Here is a 23,000-nt window from a genome sequence, read left to right as displayed (position 1 = left end):
CCCGCAAACCGATGCCGGCCCGGCCCGCCGGTCAGCCGAGTTGGTCCGGTGATCCATCATTCCAATACAGGGTGAGATCCGCTCCTGCCAGTCTGGCGGGCAGGTCGACCGGCGGGTAAGTCGCGAGGCGGCGGATGGCTAGGTCGTAGACCTCGTCGAACGCGGCCTCGACCAGCATCCCGGGCACAATGCGCCGTGCGCGGGCTTCGCCCTTTATGTTGGACGCGCTCACTGCCTGGATCCGCTTACCCGTACCGTGGAATGCGGTGAGCTAACGTCCGCCAAAAAGATTGGAGGCCATGGACCGCATCACCCTCTGGTCCGCACACGCGTGACATGGAGCCCTATTGTGTGCAGCGCCAATCACATCCGCAGCACTATGCGTCTTTCAATGTTCCCAGGTCTGGACCAAGGGGCACTATCCAACCTCCCGCACGATCGGGACGTGCAATCGCGCTCTTTCTTGAAACCCCGGCCATCGCCTTCCGTATCTCGGTGGGCTCTCCGGAAATAGCCAACCGCAGCACATCGCGTTCAATACCGACGAAGGTGGGACGCAAGTCCAGGCGGGCTAGGGTCTCCTGGTCTGCCTGCGAGAGAATTGCAGTGCGGGCTGGGCCAGCGCGGGTCACAAGACCACCCACCAAGCCGTCGAAGGCGTCTTCCGACGCTCCCGGGCTGATCTCCCTTACAGGTGCGTCCTCCAAGGCTCTTCGAGCCCGCGCTGAGGCTTGCCTTTCGCTCAAGGCGAACGAGGCGGATGCAAGCTCGCTGAGCTCGTTCGCCAATCCAGAATGCCCGAGCGGGCCCAAAAGGCCGGCGAAATGCAAGCGCAAGAGACCTACAAAGAGCGCATCCATGTCCTCAGGAGGTGTCGCATCCCCCTCATCTTCTGGATCGTGAACAGCCAACATCGGCTCCGGAGCGCCGCCGCGCGCCGCTCCCCAACGGGTCACGATTGCGACACGCTTCAGAGGGATTACCGGGTGATTTCCAGCGTACACGTTGACACGTCCGGCTTGCCGCCAAGCGCGTGCCAATGTTTGGGTGGGGCCGAGCCGGTCGTGACAGCCCTTGGCTTCGGCTACGGTCAAGGCGGTCATGCCGGCCGAGCACGAGATCCAGTCGGGAAGGTCCCCTCGCTCGCCGTGCCGTTTCTCAATCCTGATGCGCCGGCGCCTGTTCAGGTGAATGGTTGACCGTGCGAGGTGAGCAAAGACGGAGAGGCCGAAATAGCGTTCAAGGTAGGCGCGCGCAACAAATCGTCCAAAAAGTCCTGAAAGCGCAACTTTCACCTCGCGGGCCTGACCCAGAGGTTCACGAAAGATGAACGGCGTGCCGGCGCCGGTAGGCTGGAGGAGAGCGTTCAGCACTGACCACGAGCCCAACCCGGCACCTGGTGTTTGCAGCACCTCGCGGATCCCTGCATCCTCGATTTCCTGCGTGGAGAGGGCGACAGTAGGACCTGCTACCGGGTTTTGCGCAGCGGGCTCAAAGGAATGGATGAACGTCCGGTCCACGGCTTCCTGCTCAGCAAATGCGATTCTGGAATCCCATAGGTCCAAGAGCGACTTTCCCCGGAAGGGTGGGCTACCACCATCCGGCGCTCTGCATCATTTCGCAGCTGCCTGCGCAGATTCCGGGATCTGGGGTGTGAAGGTCGCGCGCACGAGCGTGGGGTCGATGCGAACCGCAATCTCCTCGAACCACCCGCGCACCTCGCCTGCTGGGTCACGCTCGCGCAGCATGTCGCGCGTCATGCGGGCAGCCGCATCGGCGTTCAGCCGCAGCTTCGCCTTACGACACTTCTCGGCCTGCTTCTTCTCGTCGAGTTCCGACCAAGCCTTGGGCGAGCCGCTGGCCAAGTGGACCTTCTGAGCGACAATGGTCGGCACGTCGCAGGCGTCTGTAAACACGACCGCCACCTGCATAGCCTCCGCGATCGCGCCCGGGTGCAGGTAGTTCTCCATCTCGCGCTTCGATGTCAGGCGGGCCCAGTGCGTGCCACCCCGCGCGTTCACCTGGTCTACGAAGGCGCCGTACTTCGGCGGGGTCTCTGTGTCGCGGTCGTAGATGTGGACCTCCGGCAGGCCGAGGTTGGCCAGATATCGCTCGTTCACCCAGTGCCGTAGGTTGCCGCCGCTGGTTACCACGAAGGCGACCCTCGGATCGTTTTGTATGTCCGGCACGGTAGTGTCGCCGTCGGCGCGGAACAGGCGCGCCATGTGACCCAGGAAGACGACGTCGTTCGGGCCCTCGACATAGACCAGCAGCGCGGCCCGCTTGTCGGGCAACACGCCGAGCTGGTCCGCCACATCGCGCAGTACCTCTTCGCCGCCGCCCCGCACCTCGGGGTGGCCGTCCGCACCTCGGGCGACGAACCGGATGCTCTCCGCAGGCAGGAGGCCCGCGATCGCGGGCACATGTGTCGTGAGGAGGACCTGCACGCCCTCCCGCTCGCTCAGCTCGGCGAGCGCCCGCACGAGCATCGCTTGGTTGTTGGGGTGCTGCGAGGTCTCGGGCTCCTCGATGGCATAGATCACGCCCGGGCTATCCGTCGCGGCCTGCCGACGTTCGGCCTCGGCCCGGAAAAAGTTCAGCAGGATGAGCCTCCGGACGCCGCTACCCCGTTTGTTGATCGGCACGCCGCCCTCGCCTACCAGCGAAAGCTTAAATCCCTCCCATTTGGGTTCGGCGCGGAACTCTGGTGTCAGCTCTGAGGCGAGCGCCGGGTCCATCTCGCGTAGCTTCTCGATTGTGCGCTGCGCGACCTGCGCCACGCGGTCACGGACCTTCGCCCTGACCTGCTCCAGGTCGGCCTCGACCTCCCGCACCGCCTCCTTTACGGCCAGGGCCATGGGGTCTTGGACCTCAGGGTCCTCGTCCCGGCTCGGCCGGTCGGACCGGAACAGGGCGAAGGTGGGGAGCACCTTCTGGAGCTGCTCCCAAACCTTTTTGCCGTCCTCAGCGTCAAGAGGGACCAGCCGCGCGACAAGGTCGAGATCGGCGACGTGGGCCCGGATGGCAGCGCGGAGCGACCCATTCGACCGCGCATCAGCAATAGCCTCCTTCGCGATGCCGAGGTCTGCGGCGCGCTTTTTCAGATCGGTGTTCTTAAGCTGCAGCAGGTCCGCGGCGCCGTTCGCCGTAGGGTGCAGGCAATTGGCATACACGGTGCAAGGCACCGACTTCTTCGAGGCGTCGAAGACCTTGACGATCTCCAGCAGTCCCTCCGCGTTAAGTAGGTGCTCGTCCGTAAGGCTCGTGGGTGCGCGGGCATCGATGACAATGTGTCCTGGGAATTGGTCGAACACGCAGCCGATCCGGATGAGCGGGCCCGTTTCGCCGCGCATGCAGGCGTCCTGCTGGTCGATCTTCACCGCATCACAGCCGAAGAAGATGGCCAGGGCCTCAAGGATGGTGCTCTTGCCGGCATCGTTCTTGCCCACGACTGATGTCAGGTCTGCAATATCAATCTCGGTGCGCCGCGCATACCCGCGAAAGTTCTCCAGGATCAGCCGGTGCAGGCGCATAAGCAGAGTCCCCCACGCCGATTCCCTCAGAAGGCGCGCCTCAAGTTTCCGTGAAATTCACGGGGTCGACAATAGAACCTTTTAGCAACAAGCGGTTGGGCTTAGTCGGAAACGGGCGCGCCTCCCCCGCCCGCTGCGCGGTTTCAGCACTCCGCGTGATGATCCCTCACGCGGGTCTGCCTGAAATAGCCGCGCCCACCCGCCGTGCGGGAGGCTGCCGGCGTGCTAGCGCGCGTTACGGACACGGGCCCCTTGCCCGCACTGCCTGCGCAGGCTGTGACGGGCCCGTAGGGACGGGGGAGCGCCTGACGGGCAAACCGGCCCACCTATCCTGAACGTTTAATGATTGCTCCGGCCCGACAGCGGCCGAGGGGAACGTCCGCTTTGACATCCCGGGTTTTCGAAGCGGACAGGCCGCCTCCGGCCAGACCACGCCGTAGCAGGCGACCTTGGGCAGGCTGCTTCTACGACCGCTCACGTGGGTGAAGCGGACATACGGGCCGCAATCGTATACAGTCGTTTCCTGCCCTCCTCGGTCGGTTGAGGCTGGGTATGCTTCGTCCGCTTCCAGAATATCGCGTGCGCCCAGCCGACGACCGACACGGGCGCGACGCCGCCGATCCTGTCATTTGCGGACTCATGGCCGCTTTGCCCCCGTATCCGGACCTTAACGGGCCAGACTTGGAGATCCGAGAGGGGGCAAACCGAGCTCTTCCCGCCACCGAGTCTTCGAGGACGGCCGTTCTCTCGGATGCTGCCCAACCGCGACTTAACGGTACGAGCGGGGTCGCCCTGACATGAGCTATAATCGCGTTCCGGGCAGCGGCGGTTCTGAAGTTCGTCGCTGGAGCCGAGTGGTCGGGCATTCGGATTTCCAACTTCCGCGAGAGATGCCGCTCGGAAGCCGGCCTTTTTCCTCGGTCCCAACCTTGGGACTAAATCGGCCAAGTCCCCAGGTCCGGAGAGAATCCGTCCTCCGGAGAGAGATTGCCGGCCAGCTCCGACCTCAGCACTCCCAAGGTTCGTGCGCCAACCCTGGCGCAACCTGCGGTTCCAGGCGCCGCCCAGCCAACCGGAGAGCGAGTTTGCAGGAAGGAATGGTGTCCCCGGCGGGATTCGAACCCACGGCCCCCAGATTAGGAATCTGGTGCTCTATCCTGCTGAGCTACGGAGACCCAGAGCCAGCCTTAGCATATCAGCCGCGGCGCCGGAACCGCTCCACCGCGCTCACCAGCGCCGTCCGCACCCCGGGCTCCAGCGCCGAATGCCCGGCATCCGGCACCACCGTCAGCCGCGCGCGGGACCAGGCGGCGGCCAGCTCGAAGGCGGTCTCGGCCGGGCAGACCATGTCGTAGCGGCCCTGCACGATCTCGGCCGGGATATGCGCGATCCGGTCCATATGGCCGAGCAGCCCGGCCTGCGGCAGGAACAGGTCATGGGCGAAGTAATGCGCCTCGATCCGCGCCAGGCCGAGGGCGGAGCGGTCCTGGGCGAAGCTCGCCACCGTCTCCGGGCTCGGCAGCAGGGTGGAGCAGGAACCCTCATACTGGCTCCAGGCCCGCGCCGCCGGCAGATGCACCAGCGGGTCGGGGTCGCAGAGCCGGCGGAGATAGGACCCCAGCAGGTCCCGCCGCTCCTCGGGCGCCAGATGCTCGGTGAAGGCGGTCCAGGCATCGGGGAAGATGCGGCGCAGCCCGGTCAGGAACCACTCCACCTCCGACCGCCTTCCGAGGAAGACGCCGCGCAGCACGCAGCCGGTGACGCGATCCGGATGGGCCTGGGCATAGGCCAGCGCCAGGGTCGAGCCCCAGGAGCCGCCGAAGAGCAGCCAGCGCTCGATGCCGAGGAAGCGGCGCAGCGTCTCGATATCCTCGACCAGATGCGGCGTCGTGTTCTCGCGCAGCTCGCCGAGCGGCCGGGACCGGCCGGCGCCGCGCTGGTCGAAGATCACCACACGCCAATGGCTGGGATCGAAGAAGCGGCGATGCACCGCGCCCGCCCCGGCGCCTGGCCCGCCATGGAGGAAGAGGGCCGGCTGGCCGCGCGGATTGCCGACCTGCTCCCAATACATCACATGCCCGCCCGTGAGGGGGAGCAGGCCGGTTTCGAAAGGCGCGATATCGGGGAAGAGGTCGCCACGGGGCATGGGCGCAATATCCCCATCCCATGGCACCGCGGCAACTGCCTCCGCGCATCGGGCGGTGCGGGATCGTGTCCCATGGCACCGGAAAGTGACACATTCGATGGAAGGGTGGCGATGGATGCTGCTGCGACCTCTTCGCCTTTGGCCCCTGCACGCCTAACTTGTGGGCGATGGCCATATCCTCGCCTGCCAATTCCAGCCCGACGCCGGCCGATGCCCTGCCGCGCTGCGCCGTCTGCGGCACCGGCAGCCGGCAGCCGCCCTTCCGGCCCAACCCGCCGGAACAGGCGCCGGATCTCGACCTGCGGCCGGGCGAGCCGGTGCGCTCGACCATGGCGCGCTGGCTGCAGCAATGCCCGAATTGCGGCTATGCCGCGCCGAACATCACCCGCGCCCATCCGGCCGCGGCCCAGGCCGTGACGGCCGCGCCCTTCCGGGCGCTGATGGCGGAGGCGGGCTATCCGCCCCTCGCCCGCCGCTTCCTCGCCTGGGCGCATGTGCTGGAGGAAACGGGCGCGCTGCATGCCGCGGCCGAGGCGACCTTGCAGGCCGCCTGGGTCGCCGACGACCTTGGCCAGGCGGAGCTCGCCCGGCTCTGGCGGCTGGAGGCGGTGGCGCTCTGGCGCGGCGGCCCGCCGCTCGACCAGGAACAGACGGTGCGGGTCATCGATGCGCTGCGCCGTGCCGGCGCCTGGGATGATGCGGCGACCACCGCCGAGACGCTGCGCCGCGTGGCGGAGCTGCCGGAGGCGGTGGCCCAGGTGGTGGGGCTGGAGCTGCGGCTGATCGCGGCGCGGGATGGCGGGCGGCACACCGTCGCCAGCGCCCTGCCCCCGCCGGCCCGCCGCCCGCATGTGACGCATCAGCGCAGCCAGCCCCGCGGCGGCCCCGGCCTGTTCGAGCGGCTGCGGCGCTGGTTCGGCCGGGGCTAGAGCATTTTCAAGTCCGGCGTGTCCGCCGGACGACTCGGAAAATGCGACCAAACAACAAGCTAGGCCCTACTTCAGGATCCGCCGCACCAGGCGGCGCCTGCCCTCGGTCCAGGGCGGGTCGAAGAGGCGCGAGAGGCTCCAGCGCCCATGCCGCACCCGGGCGCGGAGGGTGCTGAATTCGCGGAACCCCGCCTCCCCGTTCCGCCGGCCGAAGCCGGAGGCGCCGACGCCGCCGAAGGCCAGCGCCGGGAAGGCGGCATATTCGACGCAGCGGCCCTCGATGATGGCGCCGCTGCGGGTCCGGGCGGCAACCTGCGCCGCCTCTGGCCGGCTGGCGCCGAAGAGGTAGAGGGCGAGCGGCGCCGGCCGCGCCGCGATCCAGCCGAGCGCGGCCGCGAGATCGGGCAGCGGCTGCAGCGCCAGCACCGGGCCGAAGATTTCCTCGCTGTGCAGCGCATGGCCGGGCGGCGCCTCGGCGAGCGCCAGGGCGTGGCGGCGCCTGGGTCCATCCTGCGCGAGCGGCGTCATCCGCGCGCCGGCGCAGAGCGCGGCGAGGCGGGCCGCCTGGCGCTCATTCACCACCGCCGTCTCCGGCAGGCCGATGCCGCTGGCGCGGCAGGCGGCGATGAAATCCGCCCGCTCATGCCCGACCAGCAGCACGGTATCGGGCGCGACGCAGGTCTGCCCGGCATTCACCGCCTTGCCGGCGAGGATCGCCCGCGCCGTGCGGCCGAGATCGGCGCCCGGCAGCACCAGCGCCGGGCATTTGCCGCCCAGCTCCAGGGTCAGCGGGGTGAGCCTGGCCGCCGCCGCGGCCATGACCTTGCGGCCGGTCTCCGTCCCGCCGGTGAAGACCAAGTGATCCCAGGGCTGGCCAGCGAAATCGGCGGCGACCTCCGGCCCGCCCTGGACGGTGCGGGCGATGTCGGCGCCCAGCGCCTCCTCCAGCAATGCCTCCAGCAGGGCCGCGGTGCGGGGCGTCGCCTCGGAGGGCTTGAGCACGATGCGGTTGCCCGCGGCCAGCGCATCGACGGCCGGCAGCAGGGCGAGCTGCACGGGGTAGTTCCAGGGCGCCATGATGCCGACCACACCCTTGGGCACCGCTTCCTCGCTCGCCTGCGCGGGCTGGAAGGGGAAGGGCACGGTGGCGCGGCGTGGCCGGGCCCAGCGGGCCAGGTGGCTACGGGCATGGCGGGCGGCATCGACCACCAGCTTCACCTCGGCGAGCAGCGTCTCCTCCGGGCTGCGGCCGCCGTAATCGGCATCGATGGCGGCGGCGATCGCCTCGGCCCGGCGCAGCAGCGTGGCGGCCAGCGCATCCAGCAGGGCGCGGCGGCGGGCGAGGTCCAGGGCGCCGTCCCGCGCCTCGGCGGCGCGGAGGCCCGCCAGGGCTTCAGCCGCGGAGGGCATCGGCCGCCGCCTCGCCGCTGCGGGTCGCCGCCTCGATGGTGGCGGGGAGGACGGGGTCGGTCCAGTCGCCGGCCAGCGCCAGATTGGGCAGCGGCAGGCGGGGCGGGCGCGGCGGGGGCCCGGGGGTATGGCGGGGCGTCGCGCGGCGCTCCTTCACCACCCGGCAGGGCGGTGGCGCCTCCGGCCAGTCGCCGGCAAGGTCGAAGGCCAGCGCTGCCTCGCGCAGCTCGGCCCAGGCGCGGGCGGCGAGGCTGTCCTGGTCCTCGCGCGCGGCCTCGTCCCCGGCGGAGACCGTCACGCTGACCCCGGCCGGCCGCACCAGCACCCATTGGCAGAGCGCGTCCAGCAGGCCGAGGAAGCGCACCGGGCCGGGGCCGGGATGGGCGTAGTGCAGGTTGACGATGGGGGCATAGGCTTCGGGCGCCGGGAGGTGCGGCAGCAGGCGCAGGCTCTCCCAGGGCGGGGTCGCCAGCACCGCGGCATCGCCGGGGCCGAGGCGGACGGCATCCTCGCCGAAATCGAGGGCGGCGAGCCGCCCGCCCTGCTGCACCAGCCGGCGCAGCCGGGCGCCGAAGCGGATCTCGGCGCCGGCGGCCTCCAGCGCGGCGAGGGCCGGCGCCACCAGATCCGGCCCGAGGCCGCTGCGCGCGACCAGCAGCCGCGTCGCCCCGGGCCCGCCCATCCGCCGCAGCACGGCGCCGAGCCGGCGGGAGGAGGCCTCGACGGAGGGCGTGTTCAGCGCCGCGATCACCAGCGGATCGACGAAGCCGCGATGGAATTCCGGATGCGCCGCCATCGCCTCGGCGACGGGCCGGTCGCCCCAGGGGGCGGAGAGCCGGGCGAGGGCCAGCATGGACCGCGCCGAGACGCCGGGCGGGCGGAGCGAGGGGTCGCGCCAATGGAAGGGCGAGAGGGCGACGCGGAAGGCGCGGCCGTCGCGCCGGTCGAGCACCGGCAGACCGGCGGGTTCCGGCTCCACCCAGCCCTCCAGCGCGCCGATCCGCTTCAGCAGCGCGAGCGCGGCGGTATTGGCGCCGAGCAGGGCATGGGTGCCGTTATCGGTGCCGTCCGGCAGGGCGCGGGCCCGGCCGCCGGCGCCGGGCGAGGCCTCGTGCAGCACGACCTTCCGGCCCCGATCCACGAGGCGCAGCGCGGCGGCGAGGCCGGCGACGCCGGCGCCGATCACATGGATGGTCATCTCAGCGGCCCAGCGCCATCCAGGCCATGCGCAGCTTCTCGCCCTTGGTCAGGCGCGGGCGCGGCCGGGCGCCCTCCCAGCCGCGGGCGACCAGCCGGTCCAGCAGGCGGCGATAGCCCCAGGCCATGACGGCGGCGGGGCGCAGCGCGACCGGGTCGAAGCGGCGGATCTCCTGCTCGGCGCGGGCGAAGCCGGCCTGGGCGCGCTCGCCCAGCCGGGCGCAGATGGCGGCGAAGCGGGGATGGCGGATGATGCTCTCGGCCGGGCCATCCGGGATGCCCTCGGCGGCGAGGAGGTCGAGCGGGACATAGACCCGCTCCCGCAGCGCATCCTCGTCCACGTCGCGGAGGATGTTGGTGAGCTGGAAGGTATGGCCGAGATCGAGGCCGAAGCCCTCCGCCTCCGGCGCGCCGAAGATGCGGACGGCCATGGCGCCGACGCTGCCGGCGACGCGGCGGCAGTAGAGGTCGAGATCGGCCTCGGTCTGGAGGCGCAGCCGGTCGGCGCTGTCCGTCTCCATGCCGGCGATCATCGCCTCGCATTCCTCGAGCGGCACGCCATAGGCCGCACGGGCCCAGGCCAGCTCGCGCGAGAGGGCGCAGTCCGGCCGGTCCAGCTTGCGGCGCCAGTCCGAAAGGAAGCGGCGCTTTTCCGCCTCGGGCATGGCGCCATCGGCGATGTCGTCCACCGCCCGGCAGAAGGCATAGACGGCCCAGAGGGCGCGGCGGCGCTCGCCCTTCAGCGCCGCCATGCCGCGGGCGAAGGAGGAGCCGGCGCGGGAGACGCGGCTGGCGACGATCGCCGCATCGCGCGGGCCGAGGAAGGGGGCGGCGGCGAAGGCGCGGGCGAAATCCACCCGGCCCAGCGCGACGCGGCCGAGCACCGGATCGGCGCGGCGCAGCCGCGCCAGCAGCCGGCGGGCAAGAGCGATGGTGACGGTGCTCTGCCAGGCGAGGCGGCGGGAGCGGAGCAGGCGTGGCAGGGCAGCGGCGCGGTCGAGCTGTTCCTCGACGCGGTCGAGGGCGGCGTCCAGCACCTCGCGCCGGCGGGCGGCATTCGCCGGGTCGAAGAACCCCGCCTCGCCGCCGGCGAGGTCCATCCAGGATTGCGGCAGGTAGATGCGGTCGAGCGCGTCGCGGTCCGGCACCAGATCCTGCAGGTGGTTCAGCACCTGCAGCGCGGTGCAGAGCCCGTCGGCGGCGGCATTGGCCTCGGCATGGTCGCCATCGCCATGCAGGCGCAGCAGCATCCGCCCGACCGGATCGGCGGAGCGGCGGCAGTAATCCTCCAGCGCCGCCCAATCCCCGTAACGGGTGCAGGTCGCATCCTGGCGGAAGGCGGAGAGCATCAGCCGCGCCTCCGCCGTGCCGACGCCGAGCCGGTTCAGCGGAATGCCAGGGTCGTCGAGGCTCCGCTCCATGGCGTCGAGCCGGGCGAGCTTCTCCTCGGCCGGCAGTTCGGCGCTGTCGGCGATGTCGTCGGCGGTGCGGACGAAGCGGTAGAAGGCCATCACCTGGGCGCGCGCCGGCCGCGCCAGCAGCAGCGAGGCGGTCGGGAAATTCTCGGTGTCCTGGTCGCGGTTCGGCGTGACGGCGATGCTGGCGGCGCTGCTCATGCCGCCTTTGTGGCCGGATATGCCCGGCCTTTCCAGCCCGCCGGCCGCCCGAGCAGCCAGCGGATCAGCGCCACCCATTGGATGGCCAGCGCCACCAGCACGGTCAGCGGATGCAGCGGGATGGTCCACCAGGGCTCCCGCGCCCGCCAGGTGATGGCGGCCCGCAGCGCCAGCATCAGGAGGATGGCAGCATTGGCGGGCGGCGCCGGCAGCAGCGCCCAGGGCCAGAGATGCGCGCCCGAGAGCAGCACGGTCCAGACCGGCAGGCCGAGCGGCGTCGCCATCCCCTCCCGCGCATTCTTCATGAAGCCGGCCCAGGATTCGGCGAAGCTGCCATACATCCGGCAGGTGGCGAGCGGGGCGCCATCCACCACCTCGGTCCGATGGCCCTCGGCCCGGAAGCGGCGGGCGAGCGCCAGCCCGTCATGCAGCACATGGCGGACGGCGCCATGGCCGCCCACCGCCTCATAGGCGGCGCGGTCGCAGAGGATGAGCTGGCCGCAGGCCGCCGCCAGATCGGGCCGGCGGGTGAAGGCGCGGCCGACCGCCGGCAGGTAGCCGAGCAGCAGCAGGTTGATGGCCGGGACGGTCAGCGCCTCGCCCAGCGAGCGGATGAGCTGGCGCGGCACGCCGGAGAGCATGGCGATGTCCTGGGCGCGGCCATGGGCGAGCATGGCGGCGGCGGCCTCCGGCGCGAGGCGGACATCGGCATCGATGAAGAGCAGATGGGTGCCGCGCGCGGCCTCGGCGAGGCGGGCGCAGGCATGGACCTTGCCGGTCCAGTCGGGCGGCAGGGGCGGCGCCTCGATCAGGCGGATGCGCGGATCGGCCTCGGCGAGGCGGGCGACGATCTCCCCGGTGCCGTCGCGGCTGGCATCGTCGATCACCACCGCCTCGACCGCGACGCCGCGGCTGGCGAGCACGGCGCGGAGGCAGGCCTCGATATTCGCGGCCTCGTCGCGGGCGGGGATGAGGATGGAGACCAGCCCCTCCTGATCGCCGGACGGGGCGCGGAGGCGGGGCAGCAGCCAGAGATTCACCAGGCCGAACACCGCCGGCAGCGCCGCCAGGCCAAGGGCGATCCAGGCGAGCGTCATGGCCCCTAGCCCCCCGCCCGCGGATCGTGGCGCGGGTCGAAGGCCTCGCCGCGCAGCGCCGCCCGGGCCTGCCGCCAGCCCTGATAGATGCCGCCCATCCCGGCCCGCCCCTCCAGCACCGGCCGGAAGCGGCCGGGATCGCGGGCGATGGCATCCGCGGCGAGGCGGTCCATCACCGCTTCCAGCGCGGTGCGGAGGCGGTCGGCGCGGGCATCGCGGTCGAGCGTCATCAGCTCGGCGGCCGGGATGGGCGGGCCGAAGCCGGCCAGCATCTCGGGCGCGGCCTCGGTCCAGAAGGGGTATTCCAGGGCGAGGGGCAGGAAGCGGGCCTCCGGCGCCAGCTCCGCCAGCCGGGTGAGGCCGGGGGCGATGGGGACCGGGCGTTCCCGCACGTCGCAGAAGCGGCCGGGGGCATTCATCCAGAGCATATGGCCCGGATCGCCCAGCACCGCCTGCGCCGTGCGGAGGAAGGCGACGGCACCGCGGGCCGAATGCTGCTCCACCCCGAAGACGCCGAGGCGGCGCATGAAGCCGTAGCGGGACAGCGCCTCCGCCTCCATCGGGATGAACATGCGCCGGCCGGGCAGCAGCTCGGTCGAGAGGATCATGAAGGCGACGCCGTCCCACCAGGAGGGGTGGTTGGCATAGACGACGAGGGGACCAGCCCCCTCCTCCACCCGCGGCGCGCCCCAATGGGCGAGGCGGATGGCACGCAGCCGCCGCGCCGCGGTGCGGCCGAAGATGAAGCGGAAGAAGGCGAAGCGGGACGGCGAGAAGAGCTCGACCGGCCCGGATGAAGTCATTCGGCGGCGAGCGGCATGCGGAGGGCGTCGGGCAGGCCGGCCTCCCGCGCCGCCGCGCTCATGCCGCGCCCGCCGAGATCCTGGTCGAGGCTGTCGGCGGCGATCCAGCCGCTCATCATCACCATCGGCATGCCCGGCCCCGGATGGGCGGCGCCGCCGGCGAGGTAGAGGCCCTTGATGCGCTTCGAGCGGTTGCCCGGCTTGAAGGCGCCGAGCCAGGCGCCGTGGCTGGCGAGGCCGTAGATGGCCCCGTTCAGCACCCGGTAGCGCTCATGGATATCGACCGGCGTCAGCGCGCTCTCGGTGACGATGCGGGACTCGATATCCTCCATCCCGGCGGTGCGCTTCAGCTTGTCGAGGATGGTCTGCCGGTAGGGGCCGAACATCTTTTGCCAGTCATGGCCCGGGCGCAGCCAGGGGGTGTGGACGAGGACATAGAGCGCCTCGCCGCCCTCGGGCGCGACCGTCGGATCGGTGCCGGAGGGGGCGGCGAGATAGGCGGTCGGGTCCGCTGCGGGGATGCCGCGCTTGTAGATGGCGTCGAACTCCTCCTCCGCATCGCGGGAGAAGACGAAGCAATGGTGCGCCAAGTGATCGTAGCGCTTGTTGAGGCCGAGATAGAGCACCACGCCGGAGCAGGCGGGCTCATGCCGCTTCTTCGCCACCTTCTGACCGGTGGGGCCGCCGACCAGCTCGGTATAGGTGCGGATGGCGTCCATGTTGGAGATGACGGCATCGCAGGCGATGCGCTCGCCACCCGCGGTGCGGACGGCCTTGATCGTGTTGGCCTCGATGTCGAAGCCGGAGACCTCGACGCCCGGCCGCAGATCCGCGCCGAGCGAGGCGGCGAGGTTGGCCAGCCCCTCGGCCACGGCACGGGTGCCGCCCTTCGGATACCAGATGCCCTCGCTCGCCTGCATGTCGCCGATCGAGCAGAGCACCGCCGGCGCCAGATAGGGGCTGGAGCCGACATACTGGCAGAAATGGTCCAGCATCTGCGCCAGCCGCGCATCCGGCACATGGCCGCGGATGATGTTCGCCACCCGCTTGCCCATGCGCAGCGCCAGCACGTCGCGCATGGTGTTGGGGTCGAAATTGGACTTCAGGTCGATGGTGTCGGAGAGGCCCTCGACCGATTTCCAGAAGAAGAATTTCTCCGAGATCTCGTGCAGCCGCCGCGCCTCGGCCTGGAAGCGCTGGTAGCCGGCGCCCTGGCCGGTGCCCGGGGCGAAGGCGTCCATGGCGGCCGCCATCTTCGCCACATCCTCGATCAGGTCGATCCGCGTGCCGTCCTCGAAGAAGCAGCGCCATTGCGGGTCGAGCCGGATCAGCGGCAGGTCCTCCGCCTGGTCGCGCCCGGCTTCCGCGAAGATGCGGCGGAGGACGCGCGGCACCGTCAGGATGGTCGGGCCCATATCGAAGCGGAAGCCCTGGTTGCTGCCGAGGCGCGTCGGGTCGGGCAGGTTCAGCACCGCCGCCTTGCCGCCGAGCCAAGGATTCTTGTCGAGCAGCGTCACCTTGTGCCCGCGCGCCGCCGACACAGCCGCCGCCGCCAGCCCGCCGAGGCCACCGCCCACCACTACCACATGCGAGACCATGGCTGGTCTTCCTTCCCTGTTCCTAGCGCGCGGTTTGGTAGCTGGGCTCGATCTCGGCGAAGCCGGTGCCCTGCGGCACGGCACCCAGGCCGAGATCGCGCGCCAGCAGCCCGCTGCTGATCCGTGCGCCCTCATAGATCACCGGCAGGCCGCTGCCGGGATGCGTGCCGCCGCCGACGAGGTAGACGCCCTCCACCCCGTCGAAGCGGTTGCGCGGCCGGAAGCAGAGCATCTGGCCGAGATCGTGCGAGAGGTTGAAGGTCGCGCCGAAGCCCACCGCATATTCGTCCCGCCATTCGCGCGGCGTCACCATCCGTTCGTAGCGGATGCGCGGCTCAAGGTCGCCGAGGCCGAGCAGCTTCAGCCGGTCGAGCGCCAGGCGGCGGTAGCGCGGCGCCTCGGCTTCCCAGTCGAAGCCGTGCTGCTCCGCATCGCGCATGTTCGGCACCGGGACCAGGAGGTAGAGGCTGGTATGGCCGGCGGGCGCCATGCTGTCATCGGTCTTGCCGGGATGGTGCAGGTAGAGGCTCGGCACGTCCGGAATCTCGCCCGCCTCGATCTGGGAGATGTTCCGCCGGTAGTCCTCGGCCAGCAGGATGGTGTGGTGGGCGAGGTCGGGGAAGGTCCCCTCGACGCCGAGATAGAGCATGAAGGTCGAGCAGGAATAGCGCGCCTTGGCGATGCGCTTGTCCGGCCAGCGACGGCGCAGCGCATCGGGGATCAGGCGCGGCATGGCATGGGCGAAATCGGCATTCACCACCACCGCATCCGCCGCGTGGCGAGTGCCGCCGACCTCGACGCCGGTCGCCTTGCGGCCGTCGAAGCTGATCCGCTCGATCTCCGAGCCGAGGCGGATATCGACGCCGAGCCGGCCGGCAACGCGGGCCATCGCGTCCGAGACGGCGCCGCAGCCGCCGACGGGGTGGAAGACGCCGTGCTCGTATTCAAGGAAGGAGAGGATGGTGAAGAGGCTCGGGCAGCGGAACGGGCTCATCCCGAGGTATTTGGTCTGGAAGGAGAAGGCGAGGCGCACCCGCGGGTCGCGGAAGTAGCGGGCGAGGTCCTGATCCACCGTCTGGTGCGGCCGCATCAGCGGCAGGCTCTTGAGCAGGCCTGGGGTGAGGAAGCGCGCCGGCGAGGCGAAGGCATTCTCCAGCACCGGGCGGAAGGCCTCGAGCTTGCGCCGGTTCGCCTCGAAGAAGGGACGGAGGCCGGCGGCATCGCCCGGATTCAGCTGGGCGATCTCCGCCTCCATCCGGGGGATGTCCGAGGTCGCCTCGATGGTCTCGCTGCCCTCGAAGACCAGCCGGTATTGCGGATCCAGCCGCTTGAGTTCGACCTCCTCCTCGAGGCTGGCACCGCAACTGGAAAAAATCTCCGACAGGATGCGGGGATAGAGGAAGAAGGTGGGGCCGAGATCGAAGCGATAGCCCTGATCGGTCGTCAGCGTCCGGGTGCGGCCGCCGACCACCTCGTCCTTCTCATGCAGGGTGACGCGGGCGCCCTGGGCCGCCAGCAGCATCGCCGCCGCCAACCCGCCCGGACCTGCCCCGATGATGGTGACGCGCGGGCGGGAGCCCTGGAGGGCGGGTGCGGCAAGCGGGGCATTCATGCGCGGCTGTCATCCAGGCAAGGCAATGGGAGACCGGTCTCAGGCCAGATGCGGTGCGGGCCGCCTTCCGCAAGGCCCGCACCGGCGCAATAAACAGCCAAATGCCTCACGCCGCCGGGAGGAGGGCGAGTAGCGCGTCCGCCGCCTCGATCTCCGCCACCCGGGCGGCGGCCCGGGGCAGCAGCCGGGCCAGGTAGAAGGCGCAGATCGGGGCATAGCGCGCATCGGCCGCGGCGGCGCGGGCCAGCATCCAGCCGCCCATGGTCCAGCCGGCCGCATCCAGATAGGCGGCGGCCGAGGCCTGGGCGGCGGCGGCATCCCGCTGGCCGCGGTCGAGCATCCAGGCGGTCGCCCGCTCCAGCGCCGCGGCAGCCTCGGCCAGGCGGGGATCGGCGGCGCGGATCTCGGCGATGACGGCGGCCATCTCCGCCCCGCCATCGCGGAACAGCTTGCGGGTGACGAGGTCGATGGCCTGGATGCCGTTGGTGCCCTCATAGATCGGGGCGATCCGGGCATCGCGCAGCACCTGGGCGGCGCCGGTATCCTCGACGAAGCCCATCCCGCCATGCACCTGGATGCCGAGCGAGGCGACCTCGACCCCGCGATCGGTGCACCAGGCCTTCACGATGGGCGTCAGCAAGGCGACCCGCGCCTCGGTGGCGCCGGCGAGGCGGGCGCGGTCGAGCGCGGCGCCGGCCTCCAGCGCCAGCAGCCGGCCGGCCAGGGTGATGGCGCGCATCTCGGCCAGCATCCGGGCGACATCGGGGTGGCGGCTGATCGGCCCGCCGCCCTGGATGCGGTCGGCGGCATAGGCCTCGGCAAGCTGCAGGGCCCGGGCGCCCTGGGCCACGCCCTCCACCCCGACGCCGAGGCGGGCGGCGTTCATCATGGCGAACATGGCGTTCAGGCCGCGATTGGGCTCGCCGACCAGCTGGGCCTCGGCACCGTCGAACAGCATCACGCAGGTCGGCGCGGCATGGATGCCGAGCTTCTTCTCGATCCCGCCGCAGCGCAGTGCATTGGCCCGCCCATCCGGCAGCACCTTCGGCGCGGCGAAGAGGCTGATCCCCCGCGTGCCGGGCGGCGCATCGGGGAGGCGCGCGAGGATGAGGTGGAGCGTATTCGGCGTCAGGTCGTGGTCGCCGAAGGTGATGTAGATCTTCTGCCCGGTGATCCGGTAGCCGCCGGTGCCGTCCGGCTCGGCCTTGGTGCGGACCTGGGACAGGTCGCTGCCTGCCTGTGGCTCGGTCAGGCACATGGTCCCGGTCCATTCGCCGGAGACCAGCTTCGGCAGCCAGGCCTCCTGCTGGGCGGGGCTGGCGAAGCGGGCCAGTGCCTCGATCGCGCCGGCGGTGAGCAGCGGGCAGAGGCTGAAGGCCATGTCGCCGGTCGTGACGAGCTCGGAGACCGCCATCCAGAGCGCCTGGGGCAGTTCCTGCCCGCCCACCGGGATGCCGTTCACCTCGGCGGGGGCGGCGAGACCCTGCCAGCCGCCCTCGATCCAGCCCTGATAGGCCGTGTGGTAGGAGGGCGGCAGGCGCACCACGCCATTCTCATAGACGGCGCCATGGCGGTCGGCGACCTGGGACTCGGGCCAGAGCACCTCCCGCGCATAGCGCTCCGCCTCGCGGATGATCGCCGCGATGTCGTCCGGGCCGAGAGGCAGGCCGGTGGCGGCGGTGATCCCGGGGAGGTCGACCACCTGGGTCAGGCCCAGGATGAGGTCCTCGGCGGGGGTGCTGGCATGGCTCATCGGTGGATCGGCCCTCCCGGATCGCGGTTCGGCCGAGCCTAGCACAGCGCGACGCGGCTCGTGCGAGCCGCGTCGGCTGCGAACCGAAGCCGCCCCCCTTCCGCTCATGGGCCGTGCCCATGAGCGGAAGGTTCAGGCGTTAGCGGCTGCGGCTGCGGGAAGTACCGGCGCTGTTGCGCCCGCCCTTCGCCGCGGCGGCGGTGCGCCCGGCGGCGCCGCGCGTCGTGGTCTTGGCCGCGCCGCGCTTGGCGCCGCTGCCATTGGTCGCCCGCTTGGCCGTGGCGGCGCCGGCGGATTTCGCCGTGCTGCGCTTGGCGGCGGTGCCGGCGGAGGCGCGCTTGGTCGTGCCGGCGCTGGCGCGCCCGCCCTTGGCCGCGGCAGCGGTGCGCCCGGCGGCGCCACGCGTCGTGGTCTTGGCGGCGCCGCGCTTGGCGGTGGTGCCGGCAGCGGCACGCTTGGTCGTGCCGGCGCTGGCGCGCCCGCCCTTCGCCGCGGCAGCGGTGCGGCCGGCGGCGCCGCGCGTCGTGGTCTTGGCCGCGCCGCGCTTGGCGGCGGTGCCGGCGGCGGCGCGCTTGGTCGTGCCGGCGCTGGCGCGCCCGCCCTTCGCCGCAGCGGCGGTGCGGCCGGCGGCGCCGCGCTTCGCGGTGGTGCTGGAGGTGCGCTTCGCCGTCGTGCCGGAGGCGCGCTTCGCCGTCGTGCCGGAGGCGCGCTTCGTCGCCGTGCCGGAGGCGCGCTTCGTCGCCGTGCCGGAGGCGCGCTTCGTGGTCGCGGCCGTGGCGCTGCTGCGGCGGGTGGTCGCCGCCTTCGCCGTGCCGCGCGCCGTCGCGCTGCGGGTCGCACCGCCCTTGGCGCCGTTGCTGCGCGCCGCCGCGGCCTTGCGCGGGGTGCGGGCACTGCCGCCCTTGCGGCCGCCCTCGCTCTGCGCCTCGCGGCTGGCAGCGGTGCGGGTCGTCTTCCGCGCGCCGGAAGCAGAGGAGGCGCGGCCGCCCTTCGCCGCGGCAGCGGTGCGGCCGGCGGCGCCGCGCTTGGCGGTGCCGGTCGAGGCGGCGCGGCGCGGCTTGCGAGCCGGTGCCTCGCCATCCGCCGAGGCGGCGGCGGTGCGGCGCGTGCGCGTCCGCTTCGGCGCTTCCTGCTCGGCGGCCGGCGCGGCCTCCGGGGCGGCGGTTTCTTCAGGGGTTTGGGCTTCGGTATCGTCCTGCATCGGGTCGTGTCCCCAGTTCATGAGTGAATAGCGCCAGCGCGTTTCCGCGATGTCGCCGGAGGGCCGCTGCGCCAAGTGGCGGTGGATGTAGCCGATCACCTTCCGCTGGAAGGCTTCGTCCGCCTCCGCCTCGCCGTCGAGCATGGCGAGGATCCGGCGGCCGGACTGGTGCCCGACTGCCTCGCTCTCGCCCTCATGGGTGAAGCCCACCTCGCGGCTTTCCTCGGTCTCCAGCCAGCGACGCAGGCTGGCGGCCGACATGTTCACGAGGCGGCGGAATTCCGCCCCGGTCTCATCCTGCACCTTCTCGTCTCCCTGCTGGTGATGGTGGCGTGCCGCCGCGCTCTTCCGCGCGACATCGGCCGGCTGGGGCGAGAATTGCCGCCCGGCCTCCAGGTCGCGCTGCTTGCGCTCGCTGCTGCGCCGGTATTCCTCCGGCGTCAGCTGCTCGCGCGCCTCGCGCGGCAGGTAGCGCTCGCCGGTTTCGAGCGAGGGCTGGCCGGAGCGCGTGCCCCAGTCTTCCTCAGTCCATTCGGCAAGATGGTTGTCGGGATCCTTCGGCCCCTCATAGCCACCGCCGCGCTTCTGGTATTCGGCGCTCGCCATCTGCGCCTTGCGGGCGGACCACTGGCCGGGCTTGCCGCCCTTGTCGCCGGCGGTGACCTCTTCCTTCACCTTCTCCCAGAGTTCGGGATCGGTTTTGCGCGCGGTCCCTGTCATGCTGGCTGCGCTTCCTGCGACATGGTTGCATCCGGCAACGTCACGCCAAGGCAAGCGTTCCCGCGCGCCATTCCACGCACGCGGGATTCAACAGCAGCGAGTCATCGGCGCGGAGTCACGCCTCCGCCGTCAGCCGCAGCGAAGCCTCCAGCACCGCGCCGGGCGCGAGCATCGCGAGTGGACCATAGCCGGCGAAGTCGGGGCGGTTCGGCGCATCCGGCACATGACTCACCGGCTCGACGCAGAGGATGTTGCTGCCGCCCGGCGCGAAGACCTGCAGGTTGCGCGCCCAGGCGCCGGCGGCTTCCAGGCGCAGCCGCAGATCGGGACGGATGATCTCCGCCATGCCGTCCCAGCCGGCGAAATGCGTGTCCAGACCCTCATAGGCCGGCTCCTCGCCGACGACTCCCGCGCTCGGCTGCACCGCGACCGGCAGGCAGCGGGCATCGCGCGCGAAGAGCGAGGTCGCATGGAAGCGCAGCCCGGTGCCGGGCGGGCGCAGGAAGAAGGGATGCCAGCCGAGGCCGAAGGGAAAGGGCAGCGTGCCGGCATTGGTCAGCGCCAGCGCGCAGCGCATCCCATCCGCCCCGAGCGCGACCTGCAGCCGCGCGACATAATGCCAGGGCAGGCCCTCCGCCGCGCCGTCCAGCACCTGCACCAGCTCGCATGCCGCAGGTCCCGCAGACTCCACCTGCCAGGCGCGGTCGCGTGCCAGGCCATGAATGGCGGTGTTGTCCGCCACGCGGTTCACCGGCAGCTGGTACACCGTGCCGGCGACCGGCAGCAGCCCGGCATCCAGCCGGTTGGTCCAGGGCGCCATGACGAAGGCACCCGCGAAGCTGGCATTGGGATCGGCGCCGAGCGGCAGCGGCACCAGCACGTCATGGTCGCGCCAGGCGAGCTGCGCGAAGGCGCCGCCCTGTTCGGGTAGCAGCCGCGCCCGCCAATCGCCGCCCGCGAGGTCCAGCACCGCTCAGTCCAGCGCGAAGGCGTCGCGCGGGGAGGGCGTGCTGCGCGAATACTCGATGCTGGTATAGCCGCCGCCCTGGTAGCGCTCCTCCACCGGATCGCCTGAGAGGATGTGGCCGACCTCGGTGCGGTAGTCCTCGGCGCTGTCCTGCGGCTGCCAGCCGATGCGGTCGCGATGGTCCTTGCCCCAGAAGCTGGCCGGGTTGTTGGAGCAGGCCCAGATCACGCAATGCCCGGTGCGCGGCGCCTCAACCGCCGCCGTCACCAGCCGCGTCAGGTCGCCGAAGGACAGCCAGGTCGAGAGCATCCGCGCATTCACCGGCTTCGGGAAGCAGGAGCCGATGCGGCAATTGACGTTCTCGACGCCGTGCTTGTCCCAGTAGAGCCGGCCCATCAGCTCGCCATAGGCCTTGGACAGGCCGTAATAGCCATCCGGGCGGAAGGCGCAGTCGACATCGATCTTGGCCTCGTTGCCCTGCGGCCGCTCATGGAAGCCGATCGAGTGGTTGCTACTGGCGAAGAGCACCCGCGCCCCCTCGCGCCGCGCCGCCTCATACACATGATAGAGGCCGCGCAGGTTCGGGCCGAGCACGGTCTCGAAGGGCTGCTCCACGCTGACGCCGCCGAAATGCAGGATGGCGCCGCAGCCCTCGGCCAGCCGCGCGAGGGCCAGCCCTTCATTCAGGTCGAGCCGGGTGAAGCGCGCCCGCTCCGGCAGCTCATCCGGGAAGGGGGCGATGTCGGTCAGCCGCAGGGTCCAGCCCTGCGCGGCCAGCGCCGGGGCCAGCACCCGGCCGAGATTGCCGCTGGCACCGGTGAGGAGGACGGGCTTCTGCGCAAGAGACATGTCAAAGCCTTCATGTTGGCGTTCCGCCGCCATGATGCGGCGGCGGCCGGGTTGGCGGCAACGCCCCATCGGCCTAGCCTTCCCGCGTGCGCGATACGCCCGACACCCCCGAGACGCCCAGCTACGCCGCCTTCTCGCCCCGCGAGGTCCGCACCATCGTCATGGGGCTGATGCTGGCGCTGTTCCTCTCCAGCCTCGACCAGACCATCGTCGCGACGGCGCTCTCCTCCATCGCCGGCGATCTCGGCGGCTGGGGGCTGCTGTCCTGGGTGGTCTCGGCCTATCTCATCGCCTCCACCGTCACCACGCCGATCTATGGACGGTTGTCGGACCTCTATGGCCGGCGGCCGGTGCTGCTGGTCTCGGTCTGCATCTTCGTCGGCGGCGCGGTGCTGGCGGCGCTGGCGCCGAGCATGCCGGCGCTGATCGCGGCCCGGGTGGTGCAGGGCCTGGGCGGCGGGGGGTTGCGCGCCATATCGCTCGCGGTGGTGGGCGACATCCTGCCGCCGCGGGAGCGGGGGCGGGTGCAGGGCTATCTCTCCGGCACCTTCGCCACGGCCAACATCATCGGGCCGGTGCTGGGCGGGCTTTTCGTCGAATACCTGTCCTGGGCCTGGATCTTCTGGATCAACCTGCCGCTCGGCGCCGCCGCCTTCGCCGCCACTTATTTCCAGCTGCGCCGGCTGCCGCGACCGAACCGGCGGCCGCGGATCGACTGGGCCGGGGCGGTGCTGATCGTGCTGTCCTGCACGCCGCTGCTGCTCGGCATCACCCTGGTGCAGCGGGCGGGGTCCTGGGCGGCGCCGGAGGCGCTGGCCTGCTTCGGCCTCGGCCTCGTCTTCCTCGTCTGGCTGATCCTGCAGGAGAGATCGGTCCAGCAGCCGATGCTGCCGCTGCACCTGTTCGGCAATCCGGTGTTCAGCCTCGGCATCGCCATCTCCGGCCTCAGCTCTATGGTGATGATGGCGCTGGTGATCCTGGTGCCGCTCGACTACCAGCTCGTCGCCGGGCTCTCGCCGAAGGAGGCGGGGCTCAGGATGATCGCGATGACGCTCGGCACCGTCACCGGCAGCTTCGTCGCCGGGCAGGCGGTCTCCGCCACCGGGCGCTACCGGCCCTTCGTCATGCTCGGCACGGCCGTCGCCACCGCGATGTCGCTGCTGGTCGCGCTGCTCGGCATCGGGCATGACCCGTTGCGCGACACGGTGGTGACCCTGCTGCTGGGCCTGTCCTTCGGCTGCCAGTTCTCGCCCATGTCGGTGACCATCCAGAATGCGGTGGAGCCGCGCGACGGCGGCATCGCCATCTCCTGCATGATGTTCTTCCGGCTGATGGGCGGCGCCTTCGGCGTGGCGCTGCTCTCCTCCGTGCTGTTCTGGCACCTGCCGGGCGGCACGGCCGAGGGCGCGGCGCCGGAGGTGGCGGCGCCGGCCTTCTCCATCGTCTTCCTGGTCGCGGCCGGCATCGCCGCGCTGGCGCTGGTCTGCACCCTGTTCCTGAAGGAACTGCCGCTGCGGGGGCGGAGCTAGAGCATTTTCAAGTCCGGCGTGTCCGCCGGACGACTCAGAA

At 71.2% G+C, this 23,000-nt stretch carries 17 protein-coding genes and 1 tRNA gene; 2 read left to right on the top strand and 16 right to left on the bottom strand.

Translation table 11 applies throughout. The features are described from left to right. Positions 1–31: 31 nt before the first annotated feature. The 5 genes from JMJ55_RS27295 to pip form a co-directional block, all read right to left on the bottom strand. Positions 32–232: a hypothetical protein gene (locus JMJ55_RS27295; protein ID WP_202828773.1), complete on the bottom strand. Its 201-nt coding sequence runs from the start codon at positions 230–232 to the stop codon at positions 32–34. 145 nt (positions 233–377) lie between these two features. Next, positions 378–1,565, bottom strand: a complete 1,188-nt coding sequence (locus tag JMJ55_RS27290) for a hypothetical protein (RefSeq protein ID WP_202828772.1) — start codon at positions 1,563–1,565, stop codon at positions 378–380. A 48-nt stretch (positions 1,566–1,613) separates the two neighbouring features. Next, the gene (locus JMJ55_RS27285; protein ID WP_202828771.1) at positions 1,614–3,533 is read right to left on the bottom strand and encodes an ATP-binding protein; all 1,920 of its coding nucleotides are present in this window, start codon (positions 3,531–3,533) and stop codon (positions 1,614–1,616) included. A gap of 1,098 nt (positions 3,534–4,631) precedes the next feature. Then, positions 4,632–4,708, bottom strand: a tRNA-Arg gene (locus tag JMJ55_RS27280). A 20-nt stretch (positions 4,709–4,728) separates the two neighbouring features. Beyond that, positions 4,729–5,679 carry a prolyl aminopeptidase gene (pip, locus tag JMJ55_RS27275; protein ID WP_202828770.1) on the bottom strand — a complete coding sequence of 317 codons (951 nt, stop codon included), beginning with the start codon at positions 5,677–5,679 and terminating at the stop codon, positions 4,729–4,731. 167 nt (positions 5,680–5,846) lie between these two features. On the opposite strand from pip, the gene JMJ55_RS27270 reads away from it, so the two are divergent. Beyond that, positions 5,847–6,608 (top strand): hypothetical protein, encoded by a 762-nt coding sequence (locus JMJ55_RS27270; RefSeq protein WP_236034108.1) that lies wholly within the window; start codon positions 5,847–5,849, stop codon positions 6,606–6,608. 66 nt (positions 6,609–6,674) lie between these two features. On the opposite strand, the gene JMJ55_RS27265 is transcribed toward JMJ55_RS27270, so the two are convergent. The 11 genes from JMJ55_RS27265 to JMJ55_RS27215 form a co-directional block, all read right to left on the bottom strand. Continuing rightward, positions 6,675–8,018 (bottom strand): aldehyde dehydrogenase family protein, encoded by a 1,344-nt coding sequence (locus JMJ55_RS27265; RefSeq protein WP_202828769.1) that lies wholly within the window; start codon positions 8,016–8,018, stop codon positions 6,675–6,677. Further along, on the bottom strand, positions 8,002–9,216 hold the full coding sequence (locus JMJ55_RS27260) for a hydroxysqualene dehydroxylase (protein WP_202828768.1): 1,215 nt from the start codon (positions 9,214–9,216) through the stop codon (positions 8,002–8,004). The genes JMJ55_RS27265 and JMJ55_RS27260 overlap by 17 nt, the downstream gene beginning before the upstream one ends. A 1-nt stretch (position 9,217) precedes the next feature. Next, positions 9,218–10,831, bottom strand: a complete 1,614-nt coding sequence (locus JMJ55_RS27255; protein ID WP_202828767.1) for a squalene/phytoene synthase family protein — start codon at positions 10,829–10,831, stop codon at positions 9,218–9,220. Further along, entirely contained in the window at positions 10,828–11,928 is a 1,101-nt protein-coding gene (locus tag JMJ55_RS27250) for a glycosyltransferase (protein ID WP_202828766.1), read from the bottom strand. Before JMJ55_RS27250 ends, JMJ55_RS27255 begins: the two co-directional genes overlap by 4 nt. A 5-nt stretch (positions 11,929–11,933) precedes the next feature. Continuing rightward, complete coding sequence (locus JMJ55_RS27245) at positions 11,934–12,731, bottom strand: lysophospholipid acyltransferase family protein (RefSeq protein ID WP_202828765.1); 798 nt, start codon at positions 12,729–12,731, stop codon at positions 11,934–11,936. Further along, the gene (locus tag JMJ55_RS27240) at positions 12,728–14,329 is read right to left on the bottom strand and encodes a phytoene desaturase family protein (RefSeq protein ID WP_202828764.1); all 1,602 of its coding nucleotides are present in this window, start codon (positions 14,327–14,329) and stop codon (positions 12,728–12,730) included. The genes JMJ55_RS27245 and JMJ55_RS27240 overlap by 4 nt, the downstream gene beginning before the upstream one ends. Positions 14,330–14,351: 22 nt before the next feature. Then, positions 14,352–15,941: a phytoene desaturase family protein gene (gene crtI, locus JMJ55_RS27235; RefSeq protein WP_202828763.1), complete on the bottom strand. Its 1,590-nt coding sequence runs from the start codon at positions 15,939–15,941 to the stop codon at positions 14,352–14,354. Positions 15,942–16,047: 106 nt separating this feature from the next. Next, positions 16,048–17,694 carry an acyl-CoA dehydrogenase family protein gene (locus tag JMJ55_RS27230; RefSeq protein WP_202828762.1) on the bottom strand — a complete coding sequence of 549 codons (1,647 nt, stop codon included), beginning with the start codon at positions 17,692–17,694 and terminating at the stop codon, positions 16,048–16,050. Positions 17,695–17,833: 139 nt separating this feature from the next. Further along, a complete protein-coding gene (locus JMJ55_RS27225) occupies positions 17,834–19,615 on the bottom strand; it encodes a DUF3140 domain-containing protein (protein ID WP_236034106.1) in 1,782 nt (593 codons plus the stop codon). Between the two features lie 115 nt (positions 19,616–19,730). Next, complete coding sequence (locus tag JMJ55_RS27220) at positions 19,731–20,585, bottom strand: aldose epimerase family protein (protein WP_202828761.1); 855 nt, start codon at positions 20,583–20,585, stop codon at positions 19,731–19,733. A 3-nt stretch (positions 20,586–20,588) separates the two neighbouring features. Then, positions 20,589–21,431 carry an NAD-dependent epimerase/dehydratase family protein gene (locus tag JMJ55_RS27215; RefSeq protein WP_202828760.1) on the bottom strand — a complete coding sequence of 281 codons (843 nt, stop codon included), beginning with the start codon at positions 21,429–21,431 and terminating at the stop codon, positions 20,589–20,591. 86 nt (positions 21,432–21,517) lie between these two features. On the opposite strand from JMJ55_RS27215, the gene JMJ55_RS27210 reads away from it, so the two are divergent. Further along, a complete protein-coding gene (locus JMJ55_RS27210; RefSeq protein WP_202828759.1) occupies positions 21,518–22,960 on the top strand; it encodes an MDR family MFS transporter in 1,443 nt (480 codons plus the stop codon). The last annotated feature ends 40 nt before the right edge of the window (positions 22,961–23,000 follow it).

This window comes from Belnapia mucosa (assembly GCF_016775475.1).
Taxonomy (GTDB): domain Bacteria; phylum Pseudomonadota; class Alphaproteobacteria; order Acetobacterales; family Acetobacteraceae; genus Belnapia; species Belnapia mucosa.
The sequence above is the reverse complement of the archived record's forward strand: the minus strand, read 5'-3'. Positions and strand labels throughout refer to the sequence as shown.

Excerpts from the sequence above, each read along its gene's own strand:
- JMJ55_RS27260 (WP_202828768.1), bottom strand. The coding sequence starts at position 9,216 with ATGACCATCCATGTGATCGGCGCCGGCGTCGCCGGCCTCGCCGCCGCG.
- JMJ55_RS27285 (WP_202828771.1), bottom strand. The coding sequence starts at position 3,533 with ATGCGCCTGCACCGGCTGATCCTGGAGAACTTTCGCGGGTATGCGCGG.
- JMJ55_RS27250 (WP_202828766.1), bottom strand. The coding sequence starts at position 11,928 with ATGACGCTCGCCTGGATCGCCCTTGGCCTGGCGGCGCTGCCGGCGGTG.
- JMJ55_RS27255 (WP_202828767.1), bottom strand. The coding sequence starts at position 10,831 with ATGAGCAGCGCCGCCAGCATCGCCGTCACGCCGAACCGCGACCAGGAC.
- JMJ55_RS27265 (WP_202828769.1), bottom strand. The coding sequence starts at position 8,018 with ATGCCCTCCGCGGCTGAAGCCCTGGCGGGCCTCCGCGCCGCCGAGGCG.
- JMJ55_RS27215 (WP_202828760.1), bottom strand. The coding sequence starts at position 21,431 with ATGTCTCTTGCGCAGAAGCCCGTCCTCCTCACCGGTGCCAGCGGCAAT.
- crtI (WP_202828763.1), bottom strand. The coding sequence starts at position 15,941 with ATGAATGCCCCGCTTGCCGCACCCGCCCTCCAGGGCTCCCGCCCGCGC.
- JMJ55_RS27245 (WP_202828765.1), bottom strand. The coding sequence starts at position 12,731 with ATGACTTCATCCGGGCCGGTCGAGCTCTTCTCGCCGTCCCGCTTCGCC.
- JMJ55_RS27230 (WP_202828762.1), bottom strand. The coding sequence starts at position 17,694 with ATGAGCCATGCCAGCACCCCCGCCGAGGACCTCATCCTGGGCCTGACC.
- JMJ55_RS27270 (WP_236034108.1), top strand. The coding sequence starts at position 5,847 with ATGGCCATATCCTCGCCTGCCAATTCCAGCCCGACGCCGGCCGATGCC.
- JMJ55_RS27240 (WP_202828764.1), bottom strand. The coding sequence starts at position 14,329 with ATGGTCTCGCATGTGGTAGTGGTGGGCGGTGGCCTCGGCGGGCTGGCG.
- JMJ55_RS27225 (WP_236034106.1), bottom strand. The coding sequence starts at position 19,615 with ATGACAGGGACCGCGCGCAAAACCGATCCCGAACTCTGGGAGAAGGTG.
- pip (WP_202828770.1), bottom strand. The coding sequence starts at position 5,679 with ATGCCCCGTGGCGACCTCTTCCCCGATATCGCGCCTTTCGAAACCGGC.